Genomic DNA, 17,805 nt, shown 5'->3' with positions numbered 1-17,805 from the left:
AGTCATTGCTGGTGGGGGAGGCGGCGAGATAGCTTCACCCTGCACCACCCGTCATGTACCTGCCTGCGCTGCCATCTGTGGCCCGGGCAGGTCTGCACCCGGATGATGTGGAGACCCCATGGCTCATCTGCGTTCCAGACGCCGCCTCGCCCTGGCCGTACCGGTCGCGCTGTCGCTGACCGCGTCACTCGGCTTCCTGCCCTCGGCGGCGTCGGCGGCGCCCCGGGCGGCCTCGGCGGCGCAGGCGAAGGACGCGCCGACTATGGCTTACGTCGTCAACACCAAGACGGACCGTCACACGATCGCCCAGGTACAACGGTCGATCACCGCGGCCGGCGGCACCATCGTGATGACGTACGACCAGATCGGCGTCATCGTGGCCCGCTCCGCGAACCCGGACTTCGGCAGGACCGTCCGCAAGGCCCATGGAGTCGACTCCGCGGGTGCCACCCGCACCGCGCCTCTACGCGCGTCCGGGACGACGGACGAGGGCGCGGTGCAGTACCTCTCCGAGGCCGAGGTCGCACAGCTGAAGAAGACGGCCAAGGCGTCGAAGACCCCGAAGGGTTCGGTCGCCCAGGAGCCCCTCGAGGCCGAGCAGTGGGACCTGCGGGCCATCGGCGCCGACAAGGCCGCCGCGATCAACCCGGGCAGCCCGAAGGTCACCGTCGCCGTGATCGACACCGGCGTCGACGACACCCACCCGAACCTCGCGCCGAACTTCTCCGCCAAGCAGTCGGCCAGTTGTGTCGGCGGCAAGCCGGACACCTCGCCGGGCGCCTGGCGGCCCGCCAGCCCCGACCACTACCACGGCACGCACGTCGCGGGTGAGATAGCCGCCGCCCGCAACGGGACGGGCGTCGCGGGCGTCGCGCCGGGCGTGAAGGTCTCCGGCATCCGGGTGGCCGAGCCGGACACCGAGCTGTTCTACCCGGAGAGCGTGGTCTGCGCCTTCGTGTTCGCCGCCGACCACGGTGTGCAGGTCACCAACAACAGCTACTACGTGGACCCGTGGCTGTACAACTGCAAGGACGACGCCGACCAGAAGGCCGTCCTCGACGCAGTCGGCCGGGCCCAGCTGTACGCGCAGCGCAAGGGCACCCTGAGCGTGGCCTCCGCGGGCAACTCCAACCACGATCTGGCCGCCAAGTCGATCCTCGACACGTCCAGCCCGAACGACACGACCGCGGTCGACCGCACGATCGACCCGAAGAAGTGCCTGGACGTGCCGGCACAGCTGCCGGGTGTGGTGACGGTCAGCTCCACCGGCGTGCAGACCCTCAAGTCGTACTACTCCAACTACGGCGACGGCGTCATCGACGTCGCGGGACCGGGCGGAGACAAGTACCAGATCCCGGACACCCCGTCGCAGAACGGCCGCATCCTGTCGACCATGCCGGAGGGCCAGTACGGGTTCCTCCAGGGCACGTCGATGGCCGCCCCGCACGTCGCCGGTGTCGCCGCGCTGCTGAAGTCGACCCATCCGAACGCCAAGCCCGCCCAGTTGCTGGCCCTTCTCAAGGCCCAGGCGGACAACCCGGGGTGCCCGGTCGAGCCCTACGACCCCGACGGCAACGGCGTCGTCGACTCGTTCTGCAAGGGCAACAAGAACCGCAACGGGTTCTACGGCTCCGGCGTCGTCAACGCGCTCCGCGCGGTCAAGTGACCGGCGCGGCCCCTCACTTCCACATACGCCCCCCACACTTCGCATGCCTGTCGCATGCCGCACCGCAATGGTTCGAAACACTGGAGTTCACATGAGCGTTCGCCTCAACCGGCGTACCGTCACCATCCCGCTCGGCATGGCCGTCGCCTCCGCTCTCGCGTTCCTGCCGAACGTGGCGTCCGCCACCGAGGCCGGTCAGCAGGTGGCCGCCGCGCAGAGCATCTCCGCCGCCGCCGACGGGGACGCGCTGAGCTACGTCGTCAACATCCGTCCCGGCCACAGCTCCGCGGCCGTGCAGAAGGCGATCGGCAAGGCCGGCGGCTCGGTCGTCGTCGCCTACGACCAGATCGGCGTCATCGTCGTCCACTCGTCGAACGCCGACTTCGCCAAGGAGATACGCAAGGACAAGGGGGTCGAGTCCGCGGGCTCCACCCGGACCGCTCCGCTGTCCCCGCAGTCGACCACCGAGATGTGGTCGCCGCAGGTGCTCACCGGTGCGGAGTTGGCGGCGGCGACCGAGGCCTCCGCAGCCGCCCAGGAGCCGCTCCAGGGGCTCCAGTGGGACCTGCCGATGATCAAGGCGGACAAGGCCCACGAGGTCACCCTGGGCAGCTCCAAGGTCACGGTCGGCGTGATCGACACCGGCGTGGACGACACCCACCCGGACCTCGCCGCCAACTTCGACCGTGCCGCGTCGGTGAACTGCGTGTCGGGCAAGCCGAACACGGCGGACGGCGCCTGGCGGCCGAACAAGGGCGAGAGCGCGCACGGCACGCACGTCGCCGGTGAGATCGCCGCCGCGAAGAACGGCGTCGGCATGGTCGGTGTCGCCCCGGGCGTGAAGGTGTCCGGCATCAAGGTGTCGACGCCGCAGGGCTGGTTCTACACCGAGGCCGTGGTGTGCGGCTTCATCTGGGCCGCCGAGCACGGCGTGGACATCACCAACAACAGCTACTACACCGACCCGTGGAACTTCAACTGCGCCGACGACCTCGACCAGAAGGCTCTGGTGGAGGCCGTGTCGCGGGCCACCAAGTACGCGGAGGGCAAGGGCACGGTCAACGTCGCGGCCGCCGGCAACGACAACTGGGACCTCGCCGGGAAGACGATCCTCGACCCGGGCAGCCCGAACGACTCCACCCCCGGTGACCGGGTGATCGACCCGAAGAAGTGCCTGGACATCCCGGCGATGCTGCCGGGCACCGTCACGGTCTCCTCCATCGGCGCCAAGGGCATCAAGTCCTCGTTCTCCAACTACGGCCAGGGCGTCATCGACGTCTCCGCGCCGGGTGGCGACTCGACCGCCTACCAGCGGCCCGACGCCCCCGCCACCAGCGGCCTGATCCTCGGCACGCTGCCGGGCGGCCAGTACGGCTACATGGCCGGCACCTCGATGGCCTCGCCGCACGTCGCCGCCGTCGCCGCGCTCATCAAGTCGACCCACCCGCAGGCCAAGCCGAACCAGGTGAAGGCGCTGCTGGCCCAGGGTGCCGACAAGAAGGAGTGCACGGCCCCGTACGACATCAACGGCGACGGCAAGATCGACGCCGAGTGCAAGAGCGGCAAGGGCAAGAACTCCTTCTACGGCGAGGGTGTCGTCAACGCCCTCAACGCTGTGACCAAGTAGACACGGGAGATGTCGGTCGGTACCGCATAGTGCGGTCATGACTGATCTCTCCTTCGCGTGGTCCGCGCTGGGCGGCGATCCCGCCCTCCTCTCGCGGGTCACCACCGTGCAGCGGGAAGGCGCGCTCTCGGCGCGCCTTCCCGTACGGGAACTGGCACGCACGTGCGTGTGTGCCTGCGCCCTGGCCGCCGCCGAACTGGGAGCGCGGCGGGCGGGGCTCGCCGTGGTGCCGGCGGTTCGAGGGGACGACGGCGCCGTGGCCACGGCCTTCACGAGCGAGCGGCGTCTGCGGGTGGACGGGGAGGCACCCGTCTCCTTCGCGCCGCTGTCGCGGTTCTGGCGAACGGCGGACGGCTGGGTGCGCACGCACGCCAACTACCCGCACCACCGGGAGCGGTTGCTCCGGGCGCTGGACGTGCCGGAGGACGTGGACCGGGTCGCGTCCGTACTCGCCGAGCGGTCCGCGCACGAGGTCGAGGACGCCGTGTACGCGGCCGGAGGCCTCGCCGTTGCCCTGCGCACTCCCGAGGAATGGGCCGCGCACGAGCAGGGTGCCGCGGTGGCCGCCCGGCCGCTGGTCGAGCGGGAGCGGCTGGACGAGGCGCACGCGCGCGTGCTCGCGCCCGTGCCGAGCGCTCCCCTGCTGCCCGCCGCCGGGTTGCGCGTGCTCGACCTGACCCGGGTGCTCGCGGGTCCCGTCGCCACCCGGACGCTCGCCCTGCTGGGCGCCGATGTGCTGCGCGTGGACGCGCCGGACCGTCCCGAGGAGGCCGGCCTGCACGCGGACACCGGTTTCGGGAAGCGGTCGGCGGCGCTGGACCTCGCGGCCGACCGGACCGCCTTCGAGGAGCTGCTCGCGGCGGCGGACGTCGTGGTCACCGGGTACCGGCCCGGCGCCCTGGACCGGTTCGGGCTTTCCGCCGAGGCGCTGGCCGAGCGGCGGCCCGGCCTGGTCGTCGCACAGCTGTCGGCGTGGGGCGGATACGGGCCGTGGGGCGGACGCCGGGGCTTCGACAGCCTCGTACAGGTCGCCACCGGCATCGCCGCGATCGAGGGGTCGCCCGAGCAGCCGGGTGCCCTGCCCGCGCAGGCCCTGGACCACGGCACGGGCTATCTGCTGGCGGCGGCGGTGCTGCGCGCCCTGACCGAGCAGACGCGGGAGGGCGGTACCCGGGTCGTACGGCTGGCCCTGGCGCGCACGGCGTCATGGCTGACGCGGACCGGCGTCGCACCGGTCCCCGCGACGGACGCCGTGCGGGGCTCCGCGTACGACAGTCCCGACCCCTGGCTCGGCGAGACGACCAGCCGGATCGGCCGCCTGCGCCACGCCCGCCCGCCCGTCGCCTTCACCGGCGCCCCGTCCGGCTGGTCCCGCCCGCCGGGGCCCTGGGGCGCGGACGCACCCCACTGGACCTGACCGAAACGGTCGGCAGCCGGGTGGCCGACGGCTTCTCCACGCACCCCGGGACGCCGGGCGGCGGGCGCCTCGGCCACGATCGCCGCGCGGGTGCCGTCGGGTGCCGCGCGGGTGCCGTCGGGTGCCGCGCGGGTGCCGTCGGGTGAGGTGACGACGACGGCGTCCGGCTCGGTCCGCGCCCGCGGGCACAGGGCACATGACGGCACGTGGCGCCGGGAGTCGCCCGGGACGGGGTGCGCCGAGACGCCAAGACGGTGCGGGCGGAACCGTGCTTCCCCACTTGGCCGTGCGCGCTTGCCCCGTTCGGGGTGGCTGGCGAAGATCGTTGGGTGACGCTCATACGACCGGCCGCCGGGACGGGGGACGCGCGAGCGACGGGGCGGCGCGGTGCGACGGCCCGGGCCGTCGCCGTCCTCGTTCTGGTGGCGCTCGCCGCACTCATACCCCTGCTGGGTCCGTCCGCCGCCCTGCACGGCACCGGAGAGGCGGCGGCCCCCGGCACCGGCGGCATAGCGGTGCTGCGGACGGTGCTGTTCGCTGCGGTCTGCGTCCCCGTCGGCGAGCTGTTCGTGAACCGGCCGGCCGCCCGCCTGCCCGGGGCCCCGGCCGAACTTCCGCGCAGTTGGGCCCTCCACGCGGCCGCCGCCGGTTTCCTCGCCTCCCTGGGCCTCGCTTCCGTGGTGGCCACCGGCAACCTGGTCCCGGACAGCCCGGCTCAGATCGACGTCGGCGGCCTCTACCGGACCCGGGACGGGGCGCTGGCCCTGCTGGAGGTCAACGCGTTCCTCGTCACCGGTCTGTGCGCGCTCTCCCGGCGCCCGGCGACGCAGCTGTGGCCGCTCGCCGCGGTGGTCGTGGCCGAGGCGCTGCGCGCGCACCCCGGGACCGAGAGCACCCCGCTCGTCGGCTCCGCCCTGACCGTCGTGCACCTGGTCTGCGGCGCTCTGTGGGTGGGCGGACTGCTGCACGTGCTGCGCACGCTGCGGCTGTGGCGCGGGGCGGCTGCGGGTGCCGCCCTGCTGGGCCACTACGCGCGCGTGGCGGCCGCCGCGCTCGCCGGGGTGACCGCGACGGGTGTGTGCAGCACGCTGCGCCGGATGCCGGCGGACACCGTGCTGCACCAGCTGACGGCGACGGCCTACGGCCGCGCCCTGCTGGCCAAGGTGGTCCTCGTGGCCGGCGTCGCCCTGCTCGCCCTGTGGGCCCGGATCCGGCTGCGGCGGGCGCCCGACCCGCTGACCGCCTGCGTCCCCGCGCGGGCCGAGGTCGCGGTCCTCGGCGCGGTCGTCGCGGTGTCGGGGCTGCTGACGGCGCTGCCGCTGCCGATCCGCTGGTGAGCGGAGCCGGCGGGCCCGGTGCGCGAAGGGGCGTCAGACCCCCACCGCGCCCAGCAGGGTCCCCGCCACGTAGGTCACCGCCATGGCCAGCGCCCCGCCGGCCACGTTCCGCAGCACCGCCCGGCCCGGCCTGGCCGCCCCCAGCCGGGCGCTGCTCCAGCCGGTGAGGACGAGGGCCGCCAGGACGGACAGCACGGTGACGCCCAGCCGCCAGGCCGCCGGCGGGAGCACGATCGCCAGCAGGGGGAGCAGCGCGCCCACCGTGAATGCCAGGAAGCTCGCCCAGGCCGCGTGCCACGGGTTGGTCAGCTCGTCGGGGTTGATCCCGAGCTCCACGCCGGCGTGCGCGCGCAGCGCGTCCCGCTCGGTGAGCTGTTCCGCCGCCTCCCTGGCCACGTCACGCGAGAGTCCGCGCGCCCGGAGCAGGTCGGTCAGCTCCCGCAGCTCCGCCTCGGGCTGCTCGCGCAGCTCCCGTTTCTCCGTCGCCAGCGCGGCCATCTCCGAGTCCCGCTGCGTCGACACCGACACGTACTCCCCCGCCGCCATCGACATCGACCCGGCGAGCAGACCGGCCAGTCCCGCGGTCAGCAGTGCCGAACGGGAGTCCGTCGCACCGGCCACGCCGACGACGAGTCCCGCGGTGGACACGATTCCGTCGTTGGCGCCGAGGACGGCCGCCCGCAGCCAGTTGAGCCGCGAACCGAGCGCGCCGCCGTGCGGCTCGTCATGCGTTGGTTCCGTCACAGGACGGAGGATCGCACGGTTCGTCCCTCCTGTCCCCGCGCCGTTCCTGATGTCCCGTGAGGCACACCGCCGGTCCCGCGGGGGGCCGTTCGCCGGCTCCGCGGGGCGACCGGTGGGCGAGGCTGTCGGTCGTGGCCCGTATCCTCAGTGACCATGCTCGAAGACCGCACGCTCGCAGGGTTGTCCCCCACACCGTGGCCGGCCGCGTATCCGAAGGGATACGCGGTCGTTGACGTGGAGACCACCGGCCTGGCCCGGGACGACCGCATCATCTCCGCGGCGGTCTACCGGCTGGACGCGCGCGGCGAGGTCGAGGACCACTGGTACACGCTGGTCAACCCCGAGCGGGACCCGGGGCCGGTGTGGATCCACGGACTGACGAGCGACGCCCTGGAGGGCGCGCCGCTGTTCGCGGACATCGCCGAGGAGTTCGCCGTGCGGCTGGCGGACCGGGTGCTCGTCGCGCACAACGCGGTGTTCGACTGGCAGATGATCGCGCGGGAGTACGCGCGCGCGCAGCGTGAGGCGCCGGTGCGGCAGCGGCTGTGCACCATCGCGCTCGCCAAGGAGCTGGACCTGCCCCTGCCCAACCACAAGCTGGAGTCGCTGGCGGCGCACTTCGGCGTCGTGCAGCAGCGGGCGCACCACGCGCTGGACGACGCGCGCGTGCTGGCCGAGGCGTTCCGGCCGAGCCTGCGGGCCGCGGCGGCGGGCGGGATGCGGCTGCCGCTGCTGGAGTGCCGGCCGCTGACGGAGTGGTCGGACCGGCCGGTGCCCCGGCAGCAGTCGAGCGGCAACGGCGGCTACCGAGCGGGCAGTTGGCGCCCCTCGCGCAAGCGGCCCGCGTGCCCGTACCCCAACCCGGGTCGCTACGAGGACGGCAAGCGCCTCAAGCAGGGCATGCGGGTGGCCTTCTCCGGCGACACCTCCACCGACCGCGAACTGCTGGAGGACCGGGCCACCGAGGCCGGGCTGCACGTGGCCACCAGCCTGTCCCGGCTGACCAGCCTGCTGGTGACCAACGACCCGGACTCGGGCACGTCGAAGGTGGTCAAGGCCCGCCAGTTCGGCACTCCGGTGGTGGACGAGGCGGCGTTCGGGCAGTTGCTCAGGGACGTGGAACCGGCGGAGAGCCGCTGACGGGCGTACGGGTGATTACCGGGCGACTCGCCCACGGCCCGCTCGCCCGCGCCGCGGCCACGGCTCACCCTGTGGCGCATGGCGAGATGTGAAGTATGCGGCAATGACTACGGAATGACCTTCGAGGTGCACGCCCAGGGCTCGGTGCACGTCTTCGACTGCTTCGCCTGCGCGATCCACCGCATGGCACCGATCTGCGAGCACTGTCGTGTCCAGATCATCGGCCAGGGCGTCGAGGTCGAGGGCCACTGGTACTGCGGCGCGCACTGCGCCCGCGCCGAGGGGAGGGTCGGGATCGTCGACCGCGTTTGAGGACACCCCTGCCGAAAACACCCCACGGCCGCAGAGGTACCGTCGTGGGGTGTACCGCTTCCTGTTGACCCGCCAGTGGGTGATCCTCACCATCGTCGCGATCGCGCTGATCCCGACGATGATCCGGCTGGGTTTCTGGCAGTTGCACCGCCATGAGCACAAGGTCGCGCTGAACAAGGTGATCACCGAGTCGCTGGCCGCGCAGCCGGTGCCGGCCGAGTCGCTGACCTCGCCCGGCGCGACCGTGAAGCACGCCGACCTGTACCGCAGGGTCACCGCCAAGGGGCACTTCGACACCGCGGACGAGGAGGTCGTGCGCCGCCGCACCAACGCCGACGGCGATGTCGGCTACCACGTGCTGACCCCCTTCGTCCTCGAGGACGGCAGGATCCTCCTGGTCAACCGGGGCTGGGTCCCCGCGGACGCCTCGCAGACGACGTTCCCGACGATCCCGGCGCCCCCGCGCGGAGAGATCACCGTCACCGGCCGGCTGATGCCCGACGAGACGACCGCGGCGAGCGGCATCAAGGACGTCAAGGGCCTGCCCGACCGCCAGGTGATGCTGATCAGCAGCACAAAGCAGGCCGAGCGGCTCGGGAAGCAGGTCCTCGGCGGCTACGTCCAGCTGACCTCGCCCGCGCCCCAGGGCGGCAGCCCCCAGCTGCTGCCCGACCCGGAGCACAGCGACATCGGCCCGCACCTGGCGTACGCCATCCAGTGGTGGCTGTTCACGGCGGGCGTCCCGGCCGGCTGGGTGGTCCTGCTGCGCCGCGAGGCGCGTGAGCGCGCGCAGGCGGCGGCGAAGGAAGCGACGCCGGAGGCGGAACCCGCGGCGGTGTAGCGCGGGACGTCCCCGCCGGCCTCGCCCCGCGCCGCGGCGACCGGGCAGGATAGGGGCCATGGATCTTGGACTGAAGGACCGGGTGTACATCGTCACCGGTGCCACGCGCGGACTGGGCAACGCCACCGCGCGCGAGCTCGTCGCCGACGGCGCGAAGGTGGTCATCACCGGACGGGACGGCGAGCGGGTCGTGGAGGCGGCGGCCGAGCTGGGGCCGAACGCGGTCGGGGTGGCCGTGGACAACGCGGACGCCGAGGCGCCGGCGCGGCTGATCGCGACGGCGCGGGAGCACTTCGGCGGCTTCCACGGCGTGCTCGTGAGCGTCGGCGGGCCGCCGGCCGGCTTCGTCGCCGACAACACCGACGAGCAGTGGCAGGCCGCGTTCGAGTCGGTGTTCCTCGGCGCGGTGCGGCTCGCCCGCGCGGCGGCGGCCGAGCTGGAGCCGGGCGGGGTCGTCGGGTTCGTGCTGTCCGGGTCCGTGTACGAGCCGATTCCGGGGCTGACCATCTCCAACGGGTTGCGGCCCGGCCTGGCCGGGTTCGCCAAGTCCCTCGCCGACGAGCTGGGACCCCGGGGCATCCGGGTCGTGGGTGTGCTGCCGGGCCGCATCGACACGGACCGCGTGCGCGAGCTGGACGCGCTGTCCGCGGATCCGGAGGCGACACGGGCGGCCGCCGAGTCGCGGGTGCCGCTGCGCAGGTACGGGAGGCCGGAGGAGTTCGGTCGGACGGCGGCCTTCCTGCTGTCGCCCGCGGCGTCCTACGTCACCGGTGTGATGGTGCCGGTGGACGGCGGGGCCCGGCACGGGTTCTGAGCGCGGCGCGGCCAGGACGCCGGGGCCGTGGACGGGTCAGCTCACCCGTTCCGCACGGTGCCCGACCGCCTTCAGCCGCACCTCCGCCGGAAGCGCCGCGAGGCGGGCGGAGTCCCGGGCGTGGGCGAGGGCCTGGCCGGTGAGGTGGTCCAGGGCCGCTCCCGGATCCACGTGGGGTTCCAGGAGGAGCTGCACATGGGTCCTGGGGGCGCCGCGGCGGCCGGTCAGACGGACGTGGGCGCGGGCGACACCGTCCGGCTGCTCGGCGTCCGCGGCCAGGACGCCCTCCAGGGCCCGGCCCCGCAGCAGGGCCGCCTCGCCGTCCCCGGTGTCGACGACCACTTCCCCGAGCCGCCGCCGGCGCACCACCGCGACCAGCCACCACAGAGCCAGCAGCACCAGGACCGCCAGGGCGGCGAGGACGGCGGGCCACCACGAGCCGGCCTCCCGCCACCGCGTCCGCTCGGCGGTGCTCAGCAGGACGTCGTGCCGGCCGCGGTGGATCCACCAGGAGGGCGGCCGTACGCCCAGTCCGACGGCGAGCACCGAACCGCCCACCAGCAGCAGCACCAGCCCGACGAGCCCGATCAGCACCCGGTTGACGATCCTCAGCACGTCCTCACCCCTTCCGCCCGGGCCGCGCGACGCGCACCGACAGGGCGGGCGGCCGGGTCAGGCCCAGCCCCCGGACCGCCTCGGCGAGCACGGTGTCCAGGTCGGCGCGCACCTCCTCCAGCGCCCGGAAGTGCGAGACGGCGCGTACGTCGGCCCTGCGGCGGCGCAGCCGTACGCGCACCGACCGCACACCGGCGATCTCCATGGCCCGGTCGCGCAGCACCAGCGCGGCGGCCTCCCGGTGCAGCCCGGCCCGCACGTCGGGGTGGGTGCGCCGCATGGGCAGCAGGCGGCGCAGCCCCGGAGTGGCGGCCAGCACGACCAGCCACAGGCCGAGGACCGCGGCGACACTCGCGCCGACGAGCACCCAGGTGTCGTCCAGCGGCCGCTCGGCCAGCTGCCGGGCCAGCTCCCGGCGCCAGCGCAGGCCGGGCCGGCCGGCGCGGACGGCCGCGATGTCGTACAGGAAGGCGCCCGCCACGATCAGGAGCAGCAGCGCGACGATGCCCGCGGGCACCCGGCGCACCGACCAGAAACGGCCGCCGCGGCCGTCCGCACCCTCCCGGACGGGCGGGGAGCCGTCGGTGTCCGGGGCGGCGGGCCGCCCGAGGGCGTCGTCCTTCTCGAGGACCGGCAGGCGCTGCGTGGTGCCGTCGGAGCCCTGGGGCTCGCTCATCGCGTCCTCCCCTGTGCCGCGCCGTACGCGGGTGCCAGGTGCAGCCGTTCCACGCGGACCGCGACCTCCGGCACCTGCATTCCCACCAACGCGCCTACCCGCTCGACCACTTGGCGACGCACCTCACGGCAGGACGCGCCGATGTCGCTCGGGTAGGCGAGGTCGAGGACGATCCGGACGCGTGCGACGTCGTGGCGCACCACCACCGTGGCGTGCGGTGGCGCGGCGTCCGGCGGCAGGTCGCCGAGCGCCTCGCGGGCCGCCCGTGCGGCGATCTTGGCGACGACGCGGTCGGCGATCGTCGTCGCGCCGCGCTCGCCGGGCGGCATGTCGGCCGGGGCGGCGCCCGGCTCGCTGTTCCCGCCGCTCACCGCGGGTCACCTCCGGCGGTGGTCACGGGGGCGGAAGAAGTCGCCGAGTTCCAGGTCCCCCTCCAGGAACCGGCCGACGACGAAGCCGACGGCGCCCAGGGCCGCCACCAGCAGGAAGGCACCGAAGCCGCCGAAGTACCCGGCGAAGCCCAGCGCCATACCGGCGATCATGCCGGCCACGGCCATGCTCATTGCGCACTCCTCAACTCCTCGGCCGTCGCCGGGCCGTCTTCCGGTCGCCCCTCGTCATCGGTCCTTCGCCGGCGTGGTGGCCGGTGCGTCACTGGATGCGGGGCTCGATCTCCTCCTCCTCTTCCTCCGGCAGCTGCACGTCGCTGACTGCGATGTTGACCTCGACGACCTCGAGACCGGTCATCCGCTCCACCGACGCGATCACGTTCTCCCGGACCGCCCGCGCCACCTCGATGATCGAGACGCCGTAGTCGACGACGATCTCCAGGTCGAGCGCGGTCTGCACCTCGCCGACCTCGGCCTTCACACCCCGGGCCACGGACTTCGCACCGCCCGGGACCCGGTCCCGCACGGCCCCGAAGGTCCGGGAGAACCCGCTGCCCATGGCGCTCACCCCGACCACGTCGCGAGCGGCCATCCCGGCGATCTTCTCCACGACCCCGTCGGCGATGGTGGTCCGCCCCCGGGTGGCGGGATCTCCCAGGCCGCGCCTGGTGGCCTGGGCCTTGCGGGTCGCGGTGGTCTCCGGTACCTCCCGCTCGCCCTCGGGGGCCCTCGTCCGGTCCTGTTCCGTGGTCATCGCCGTACGTCCTTTCGGTCGTCGTCCCGAACCACGGTAGGCGTACCGGAACGATCGCGCGCCCGATGCGGCGCCGCCGTCAGTCGCCGGCGCCGGCCAGGTCCCGCAGGCGCCGGGCCTGCGCCTCGCGCTCGGCGGCGCGCTGCTCCTCGTACGACCGTTCCCGGGCACCGCGCAGCAGTGCCTTGGTCTCGACCACGGCGTCACGGGGCGCGGCCAGGAGCGCCGCGGCCAGGTCCCGTACCGTCTCGTCGAGCTGGTCCGCGGGCACGGCGAGGTTCGCCAGCCCGGTGTTCACCGCCTCGGCGGCACCCACGTACCGGCCGGTGAGGCAGATCTCCAGCGCGCGGGCGTAGCCGACCAGCCCCACCAGCGGATGCGTGCCGGTGAGGTCCGGCACCAGCCCGAGGCTGGTCTCGCGCATGGCGAACTGCACGTCGTCCGCGACGACGCGCAGATCACAGGCCAGCGCCAGCTGGAAGCCCGCCCCGATGGCGTGCCCCTGGACCGCCGCGACGGACACGATGTCGTTGCGGCGCCACCAGGTGAACGCCTCCTGGTACTCGGCGATGGTCGCGTCCAGCTCGGCATCGGAGCCACGCGCGAGGTCGATGAACGACGGCTCGCCGTCGAAGCCCTCGGGCGTGAACGCCTGCCGGTCCAGCCCCGCGGAGAAGGACTTGCCCTCGCCGCGCAGCAGTACGACGCGGACGGATCCCGGCAGCAGCCGCCCGGCCTCGGTGAGCGCCCGCCACAGAGCAGGGCTCTGCGCGTTGCGCTTGGCCGGGTTGGTCAGCGTCACCGTGGCGATCGCGTCGTCGACGGTGAGCCGTACGCCGTCCTTGTCGAGTACCGGATCGAGGTCGTGCTCGGGCGAAGCCATGGTGCGCCTCCGACGGGTGCGGTCATCGTGGATGCCCTGCGGGCATCATAAGTGACTGCACAGTAACCACCCGGCCGATCGGGAAACCGACCGGGTGGTCACCGCCGAAAGCCGATGGGCCGCCCGCGGTTTCAGGCCGAGGCGGCCTTCTTGCCCCGCGTCGCCCCGCCACGCCCACGGAGCGTGACACCCGACTCGCTGAGCATCCGATGAACGAAGCCATACGAGCGGCCGGTTTCCTCGGCCAACGCCCGAATGCTCGCACCGGCGTCGTACTTCTTCTTCAGGTCTGCCGCGAGCTTGTCGCGCGCGGCGCCGGTCACCCGGCTGCCCTTCTTCAGAGTCTCGGCCACCCGTGCCTCCTCATGGGAAGTGCGCTCTGGTCCCCTCATGATCACCCCTCCGGGGCCCGATGGCCACCCATTCGGCAAGGTCCGTGAGACCCGCCCGTGACGACAGGAGCACATCCCCACAAGCGGAATCCATGAGTCCGCGCCTCGGCGTCCGTACCGCTGATCGGGTTCTTCCGCGAAGTACCTGGTCAGCGACGCACGACGGCCGAGCCCTTGGCACATAAGGGCTCGGCCGCGAAATCGATGAAGGACACACCTCGATACGAGGAGATCTCACACAGATGATGGATCACCGATGGGCCGAATGATCCATACTCCGTTGATCAGCTGTTCGGTCAAGCGAGGGCGACGAGATCCGCGTAGTCCGCGCCCCACAGGTCCTCGACGCCGTCGGGCAGCAGGATGATCCGCTCCGGTTGCAGCGCCTCGACCGCGCCCTCGTCGTGCGTGACGAGGACGACAGCGCCCTTGTAGGTGCGCAGCGCGCCGAGGATCTCCTCGCGGCTGGCCGGGTCGAGGTTGTTGGTGGGCTCGTCGAGCAGCAGGACGTTGGCGGAGGAGACGACCAGGGTCGCCAGTGCCAGGCGGGTCTTCTCGCCGCCGGAGAGGACCCCGGCCGGCTTGTCGACGTCCTCGCCGGAGAACAGGAACGAGCCCAGCACCTTGCGGACCTCGACCAGGTCCATGTCGGGAGCGGCCGAGCGCATGTTCTCCAGCACCGTGCGGTCCGGGTCCAGGGTCTCGTGCTCCTGGGCGTAGTAGCCGAGCTTGAGGCCGTGACCCTCGACGACCCGGCCGGTGTCGGGCGTCTCCACCCCGCCCAGCAGGCGCAGCAGCGTGGTCTTGCCCGCGCCGTTCAGGCCGAGGATGACGACTCGGGAGCCCTTGTCGATGGCCAGGTCGACGTCGGTGAAGATCTCCAGGGAACCGTACGACTTCGACAGGCCCTCGGCGGTCAGCGGCGTCCTGCCGCAGGGCGCCGGCTCCGGGAAGCGGAGCTTGGCGACCTTGTCGGACTGGCGGACCGCCTCCAGGCCGCTGAGCAGCTTGTCCGCGCGGCGGGCCATGTTCTGCGCGGCGACCGTCTTGGTGGCCTTGGCGCGCATCTTGTCGGCCTGCGCGTTGAGCGCGGCGGCCTTCTTCTCGGCGTTGGCCCGCTCCCGCTTGCGGCGCTTCTCGTCGGCCTCGCGCTGCTGCTGGTAGAGCTTCCAGCCCATGTTGTAAACGTCGATCTGGGCGCGGTTGGCGTCCAGGTAGAACACCTTGTTGACGACCGTCTCGACCAGGTCGACGTCGTGGGAGATCACGATGAAGCCGCCGCGGTAGGTCTTCAGGTAGTCGCGCAGCCAGATGATCGAGTCGGCGTCGAGGTGGTTGGTGGGCTCGTCGAGAAGCAGGGTGTCGGCGTCGGAGAACAGGATCCGGGCCAGCTCGATGCGGCGGCGCTGACCGCCGGAGAGGGTGTGCAGGGGCTGGCCGAGCACCCGGTCGGGCAGGTTGAGCGCGGCGGCGATGGTGGCGGCCTCGGCCTCGGCGGCGTACCCGCCCTTGGTGAGGAACTCGGTCTCCTGGCGCTCGTACTGCTTGAGCGCCTTCTCACGGGTGGAGCCCTTGCCGGTGGCGATGCGCTGCTCGTTCTCGCGCATCCTGCGGATCAGCACGTCCAGGCCGCGCGCGGAGAGGACGCGGTCGCGGGCGAGCACGTCGAGGTCGCCGGTGCGCGGGTCCTGCGGGAGGTAACCGACCTCACCGGACCGGGTGACGGTGCCGCCGGCGGGGATGCCCTCGCCGGCCAGGACCTTGGTGAGGGTGGTCTTGCCGGCGCCGTTGCGGCCGACCAGGCCGATGCGGTCGCCCTTGGCGACGCGGAAGGTGGCGGACTCGATGAGGACGCGGGCACCGGCGCGCAGCTCGATGCCGGAAGCGGAGATCACGGACAGACTCCAGGGCTGGGGGCGCCCCCTGCTCGAAGAGCTTGGGGGAGGGTGGCGGGTGGGCGGCTGAGGACGGACCCGCCGTCTAATGCACGAGGAGAATGGCCATGGGGGACAGTCTAACGGGGGCGGGCAAGCGCTTTTCCGGGTGTTTGGGCCGGGGCGCTGTCAGTGGCCGGTGCCAGACTGGGCGGCGCACCGGACTCCTCGGTGCGAACCGACTCACAGGGAAGTGATCGGCATGGCGGACACGGCCGGCGAACGCCCGAGCATCTACCCGACGCTGCTGTACGCGGACGCCAAGGCGGCCGTCAAGCAGCTGACGGAGGCCTTCGGCTTCACGGAACTGGCGGTGTACGAGGGCGAGGACGGCCTCGTGCACCACGCCGAGCTGGTGCAGGGCAACGGCGCGGTGATGCTGGGCTCGAAGGGCCGCGGCGGCCGCTTCGACGAGGCGATGCGCGGCGCGGGACCCACGGGGGTGTACGTCGTGGTGGACGACGTGGACGCCCACCACCGGCGTGCGGCGGACCACGGCGCGGAGATCCTGATGCCCCCGACCGACCAGGATTACGGCTCCCGGGACTACATGGCCCGGGACGTCGAGGGCAACATCTGGAGTTTCGGCACGTACGCCCCCCGCGTCGAGGGCTGACCGGCCCCGCGGTCCCGGGGTCAGCTGCCTCCGGTGTGGACCTGGAAGGCCGCCCGGCGGACGGCCTTGGCCAACGCCGGGTCGGGGTGCGCGGCGGCGAGCGCGACCAGCACCTGCACGGTGCGGGGGTGGCCCACGGTGCGCACCTCGTCGAGCAGCATCGGAACGGTGGGCTGCACCGCGGCCTCCAGATGCCGTACGAGCATCGAGGCCTCGCCGTGGTCGGTGACGGCGGCGGCGGTGTCGACCCACAGCCATGTGGCCTCCTCGCGGGTGAGCACCTCGTGGGCGTCCTCCGCGTCGACGCCGTCGTGCTCGGCGAGCCAGAGCAGGGCGTAGGGCCTGAGCGCCGGCTCGTCGAGCACGGCCCGTACGTCGGGCTCGGCGGGCGCGCCGACGACCCGCAGCGCCTCGAAGGCGAGTCCGCGCAGCAGGGCGTCCTCCCCGCGGGCGCCGCCGAGCAGCTCGGTGACGGCGCTGCCGACGGGGCGGGCGGCGAGCCAGGCGCGGTACTCGGCGCGGGCCGCGTTGGGCCGCAGTTGCGCGCAGCCGCGGAGCATGTCCTCGGCCGACTGCTCGATGTTCCCGGCGGGGCTCTGCGCGGCCACGCAGATCTGCTCCAGCTTCACCCACACCGCCCAGCTCCCGAGCGGGGTGAGTGTGGCCTGCCCGTCCCCGTCGGTCAGCGCCCCCACCGCGGCGAGTGCCTGGAGGGCCCAGCCGAGGAGCGGCGCCAGCGAGGTGCCTTCACCGAGGGCATCGGCCAGTGGGCCTTCCGGCGCCGTGACCACCGCGCTGTCGGGGTCGGAGACCGCGGTGGGCCGGGTGGCCGGGGCCGGCCGGAGGGCGGTATCCCGGCCGAGGACGGCGGCGGTCGTGGTGCCGGTCGGCGTCGGGGCTGCCGGACCGGCGGCGTCGGGGTCGTAGGGGACCTCGCAGCGGTCGGTGCGCAGTTCCGTGACGCGCTGGCGGAGGAGGTCGAGGAGCTGCTCGACGGGGACGGGGCCGGCCGAGAGCTGGAGGAAGGACAGGACCTGCGGCATGGCCGAGACGACCTCGGCGACGGCGGCCGCCTCGTGGCCCTCCGGTTCCGGGCAGGCCAGCGACCAGGCGTCGAAGAGGGCCACCCAGCCGCGCAGGACGGCGCTGTCGTCGCGGTTCCAGGCGCGCAGCCGCCAGCCGGGCCGGGCGTTGTCGCCGTGCACCTCGATGAGGCCGGCGAGCCGGGCGGTGTCCCAGTCGGCGCGGACCTGAGCGGCGGTCAGGCCCAGATCGGCGGCCGCCCGTTCGGCGGCCGCGTCGGAGAGGGTGGCCTTGTCGTCGGTGGTCGGCCCCTCGCGGCCGGGCCCGAGGGCGGCGTCCGCCCAGCGGGCGAGACGGGCCGCCCCGGCCAGGCGGGAGCGCGCCATTCTGGCCAGCTCCGCGGGTGCCGGAGTGCCCTCCGGGGGGCGCGGGGCGGGGCGGCGCGTATGCCGCTGGTTCACGGCTGTGGGGGCGGCGGCCAGGGGTCGTGGGCGGACGATGCGAAGCCTGGAGTCGCGCGGGATACGGGACGTCACGGGTGCAGTCTTCCGGTTGACGGTCCGAAAACCCAAACGGAATGTCACAGCAGGCGATGGAGAAGGCCAAGGGAGGGCAAAGAGGACCC

The 17,805-nt window shown here is 73.3% G+C and carries 19 protein-coding genes; 9 read left to right on the top strand and 10 right to left on the bottom strand.

Going from position 1 to position 17,805, the window contains the following annotated elements:
* Window positions 1-118 precede the first annotated feature (118 nt).
* From ACFY3J_RS04260 to ACFY3J_RS04245, 4 genes are all read left to right on the top strand, one after another.
* The gene (locus tag ACFY3J_RS04260) at window positions 119-1,666 is read left to right on the top strand and encodes a S8 family serine peptidase (protein ID WP_390840180.1); all 1,548 of its coding nucleotides are present in this window, start codon (window positions 119-121) and stop codon (window positions 1,664-1,666) included.
* Between the two features lie 91 nt (window positions 1,667-1,757).
* Window positions 1,758-3,293, top strand: coding sequence for a S8 family serine peptidase (locus ACFY3J_RS04255; protein ID WP_390840179.1), 1,536 nt, complete (start codon window positions 1,758-1,760; stop codon window positions 3,291-3,293).
* A gap of 37 nt (window positions 3,294-3,330) precedes the next feature.
* Window positions 3,331-4,710, top strand: coding sequence for a CoA transferase (locus tag ACFY3J_RS04250; RefSeq protein ID WP_384182728.1), 1,380 nt, complete (start codon window positions 3,331-3,333; stop codon window positions 4,708-4,710).
* 329 nt (window positions 4,711-5,039) lie between these two features.
* On the top strand, window positions 5,040-6,047 hold the full coding sequence (locus tag ACFY3J_RS04245) for a CopD family protein (RefSeq protein WP_384182731.1): 1,008 nt from the start codon (window positions 5,040-5,042) through the stop codon (window positions 6,045-6,047).
* 33 nt (window positions 6,048-6,080) lie between these two features.
* Here the strand turns inward: ACFY3J_RS04245 and ACFY3J_RS04240 are convergent, their stop codons facing one another.
* The gene (locus ACFY3J_RS04240; RefSeq protein ID WP_384182734.1) at window positions 6,081-6,791 is read right to left on the bottom strand and encodes a VIT family protein; all 711 of its coding nucleotides are present in this window, start codon (window positions 6,789-6,791) and stop codon (window positions 6,081-6,083) included.
* Window positions 6,792-6,944: 153 nt separating this feature from the next.
* Here ACFY3J_RS04240 and ACFY3J_RS04235 point away from each other — a divergent pair, with 153 nt between their 5' ends.
* The 4 genes from ACFY3J_RS04235 to ACFY3J_RS04220 all read left to right on the top strand — a co-directional run bounded on the left by ACFY3J_RS04235 (window position 6,945) and on the right by ACFY3J_RS04220 (window position 9,898).
* On the top strand, window positions 6,945-7,931 hold the full coding sequence (locus tag ACFY3J_RS04235) for a DEDDh family exonuclease (protein ID WP_384182737.1): 987 nt from the start codon (window positions 6,945-6,947) through the stop codon (window positions 7,929-7,931).
* A 78-nt stretch (window positions 7,932-8,009) separates the two neighbouring features.
* Window positions 8,010-8,243 carry a hypothetical protein gene (locus tag ACFY3J_RS04230; RefSeq protein WP_141362214.1) on the top strand — a complete coding sequence of 78 codons (234 nt, stop codon included), beginning with the start codon at window positions 8,010-8,012 and terminating at the stop codon, window positions 8,241-8,243.
* Window positions 8,244-8,292: 49 nt separating this feature from the next.
* Window positions 8,293-9,084 (top strand): SURF1 family protein, encoded by a 792-nt coding sequence (locus tag ACFY3J_RS04225; protein WP_390840178.1) that lies wholly within the window; start codon window positions 8,293-8,295, stop codon window positions 9,082-9,084.
* Window positions 9,085-9,142: 58 nt separating this feature from the next.
* On the top strand, window positions 9,143-9,898 hold the full coding sequence (locus tag ACFY3J_RS04220) for an SDR family oxidoreductase (protein WP_390840177.1): 756 nt from the start codon (window positions 9,143-9,145) through the stop codon (window positions 9,896-9,898).
* A 36-nt stretch (window positions 9,899-9,934) separates the two neighbouring features.
* Here the strand turns inward: ACFY3J_RS04220 and amaP are convergent, their stop codons facing one another.
* The 8 genes from amaP to abc-f all read right to left on the bottom strand — a co-directional run bounded on the left by amaP (window position 9,935) and on the right by abc-f (window position 15,502).
* A complete protein-coding gene (amaP, locus tag ACFY3J_RS04215) occupies window positions 9,935-10,513 on the bottom strand; it encodes an alkaline shock response membrane anchor protein AmaP (RefSeq protein ID WP_384182743.1) in 579 nt (192 codons plus the stop codon).
* 4 nt (window positions 10,514-10,517) lie between these two features.
* On the bottom strand, window positions 10,518-11,189 hold the full coding sequence (locus ACFY3J_RS04210; RefSeq protein ID WP_390840176.1) for a DUF6286 domain-containing protein: 672 nt from the start codon (window positions 11,187-11,189) through the stop codon (window positions 10,518-10,520).
* The gene (locus ACFY3J_RS04205) at window positions 11,186-11,518 is read right to left on the bottom strand and encodes an Asp23/Gls24 family envelope stress response protein (protein WP_141366774.1); all 333 of its coding nucleotides are present in this window, start codon (window positions 11,516-11,518) and stop codon (window positions 11,186-11,188) included. Before ACFY3J_RS04205 ends, ACFY3J_RS04210 begins: the two co-directional genes overlap by 4 nt.
* Window positions 11,519-11,566: 48 nt before the next feature.
* The gene (locus tag ACFY3J_RS04200) at window positions 11,567-11,752 is read right to left on the bottom strand and encodes a hypothetical protein (RefSeq protein ID WP_141362204.1); all 186 of its coding nucleotides are present in this window, start codon (window positions 11,750-11,752) and stop codon (window positions 11,567-11,569) included.
* An 88-nt stretch (window positions 11,753-11,840) separates the two neighbouring features.
* Window positions 11,841-12,332: an Asp23/Gls24 family envelope stress response protein gene (locus ACFY3J_RS04195; protein WP_384182748.1), complete on the bottom strand. Its 492-nt coding sequence runs from the start codon at window positions 12,330-12,332 to the stop codon at window positions 11,841-11,843.
* Window positions 12,333-12,411: 79 nt separating this feature from the next.
* Window positions 12,412-13,215: an enoyl-CoA hydratase/isomerase family protein gene (locus ACFY3J_RS04190; RefSeq protein WP_384182750.1), complete on the bottom strand. Its 804-nt coding sequence runs from the start codon at window positions 13,213-13,215 to the stop codon at window positions 12,412-12,414.
* A gap of 131 nt (window positions 13,216-13,346) precedes the next feature.
* Window positions 13,347-13,568, bottom strand: a complete 222-nt coding sequence (locus tag ACFY3J_RS04185) for a helix-turn-helix domain-containing protein (RefSeq protein WP_018567695.1) — start codon at window positions 13,566-13,568, stop codon at window positions 13,347-13,349.
* Between the two features lie 335 nt (window positions 13,569-13,903).
* Window positions 13,904-15,502 (bottom strand): ribosomal protection-like ABC-F family protein, encoded by a 1,599-nt coding sequence (abc-f, locus tag ACFY3J_RS04180; RefSeq protein WP_384182752.1) that lies wholly within the window; start codon window positions 15,500-15,502, stop codon window positions 13,904-13,906.
* Window positions 15,503-15,743: 241 nt separating this feature from the next.
* On the opposite strand from abc-f, the gene ACFY3J_RS04175 reads away from it, so the two are divergent.
* Window positions 15,744-16,157 carry a VOC family protein gene (locus ACFY3J_RS04175; protein ID WP_141362196.1) on the top strand — a complete coding sequence of 138 codons (414 nt, stop codon included), beginning with the start codon at window positions 15,744-15,746 and terminating at the stop codon, window positions 16,155-16,157.
* A 20-nt stretch (window positions 16,158-16,177) separates the two neighbouring features.
* Here the strand turns inward: ACFY3J_RS04175 and ACFY3J_RS04170 are convergent, their stop codons facing one another.
* Window positions 16,178-17,566 (bottom strand): hypothetical protein, encoded by a 1,389-nt coding sequence (locus ACFY3J_RS04170; protein ID WP_390840175.1) that lies wholly within the window; start codon window positions 17,564-17,566, stop codon window positions 16,178-16,180.
* Window positions 17,567-17,805: the final 239 nt, after the last annotated feature.

This window comes from Streptomyces sp. NPDC001231, from assembly GCF_042896885.1.
Lineage (GTDB): Bacteria > Actinomycetota > Actinomycetes > Streptomycetales > Streptomycetaceae > Streptomyces.
The sequence above is the reverse complement of the archived record's forward strand: the minus strand, read 5'-3'. Positions and strand labels throughout refer to the sequence as shown.

Coding starts and splice junctions, on each gene's coding strand:
- ACFY3J_RS04255 (WP_390840179.1), top strand. CDS start 1,758: ATGAGCGTTCGCCTCAACCGGCGTACCGTCACCATCCCGCTCGGCATG.
- ACFY3J_RS04190 (WP_384182750.1), bottom strand. CDS start 13,215: ATGGCTTCGCCCGAGCACGACCTCGATCCGGTACTCGACAAGGACGGC.
- ACFY3J_RS04220 (WP_390840177.1), top strand. CDS start 9,143: ATGGATCTTGGACTGAAGGACCGGGTGTACATCGTCACCGGTGCCACG.
- ACFY3J_RS04210 (WP_390840176.1), bottom strand. CDS start 11,189: ATGAGCGAGCCCCAGGGCTCCGACGGCACCACGCAGCGCCTGCCGGTC.
- ACFY3J_RS04200 (WP_141362204.1), bottom strand. CDS start 11,752: ATGAGCATGGCCGTGGCCGGCATGATCGCCGGTATGGCGCTGGGCTTC.
- ACFY3J_RS04205 (WP_141366774.1), bottom strand. CDS start 11,518: ATGCCGCCCGGCGAGCGCGGCGCGACGACGATCGCCGACCGCGTCGTC.
- ACFY3J_RS04235 (WP_384182737.1), top strand. CDS start 6,945: ATGCTCGAAGACCGCACGCTCGCAGGGTTGTCCCCCACACCGTGGCCG.
- ACFY3J_RS04260 (WP_390840180.1), top strand. CDS start 119: ATGGCTCATCTGCGTTCCAGACGCCGCCTCGCCCTGGCCGTACCGGTC.
- ACFY3J_RS04250 (WP_384182728.1), top strand. CDS start 3,331: ATGACTGATCTCTCCTTCGCGTGGTCCGCGCTGGGCGGCGATCCCGCC.
- ACFY3J_RS04170 (WP_390840175.1), bottom strand. CDS start 17,566: ATGGCGCGCTCCCGCCTGGCCGGGGCGGCCCGTCTCGCCCGCTGGGCG.
- ACFY3J_RS04195 (WP_384182748.1), bottom strand. CDS start 12,332: ATGACCACGGAACAGGACCGGACGAGGGCCCCCGAGGGCGAGCGGGAG.
- ACFY3J_RS04230 (WP_141362214.1), top strand. CDS start 8,010: ATGGCGAGATGTGAAGTATGCGGCAATGACTACGGAATGACCTTCGAG.
- ACFY3J_RS04175 (WP_141362196.1), top strand. CDS start 15,744: ATGGCGGACACGGCCGGCGAACGCCCGAGCATCTACCCGACGCTGCTG.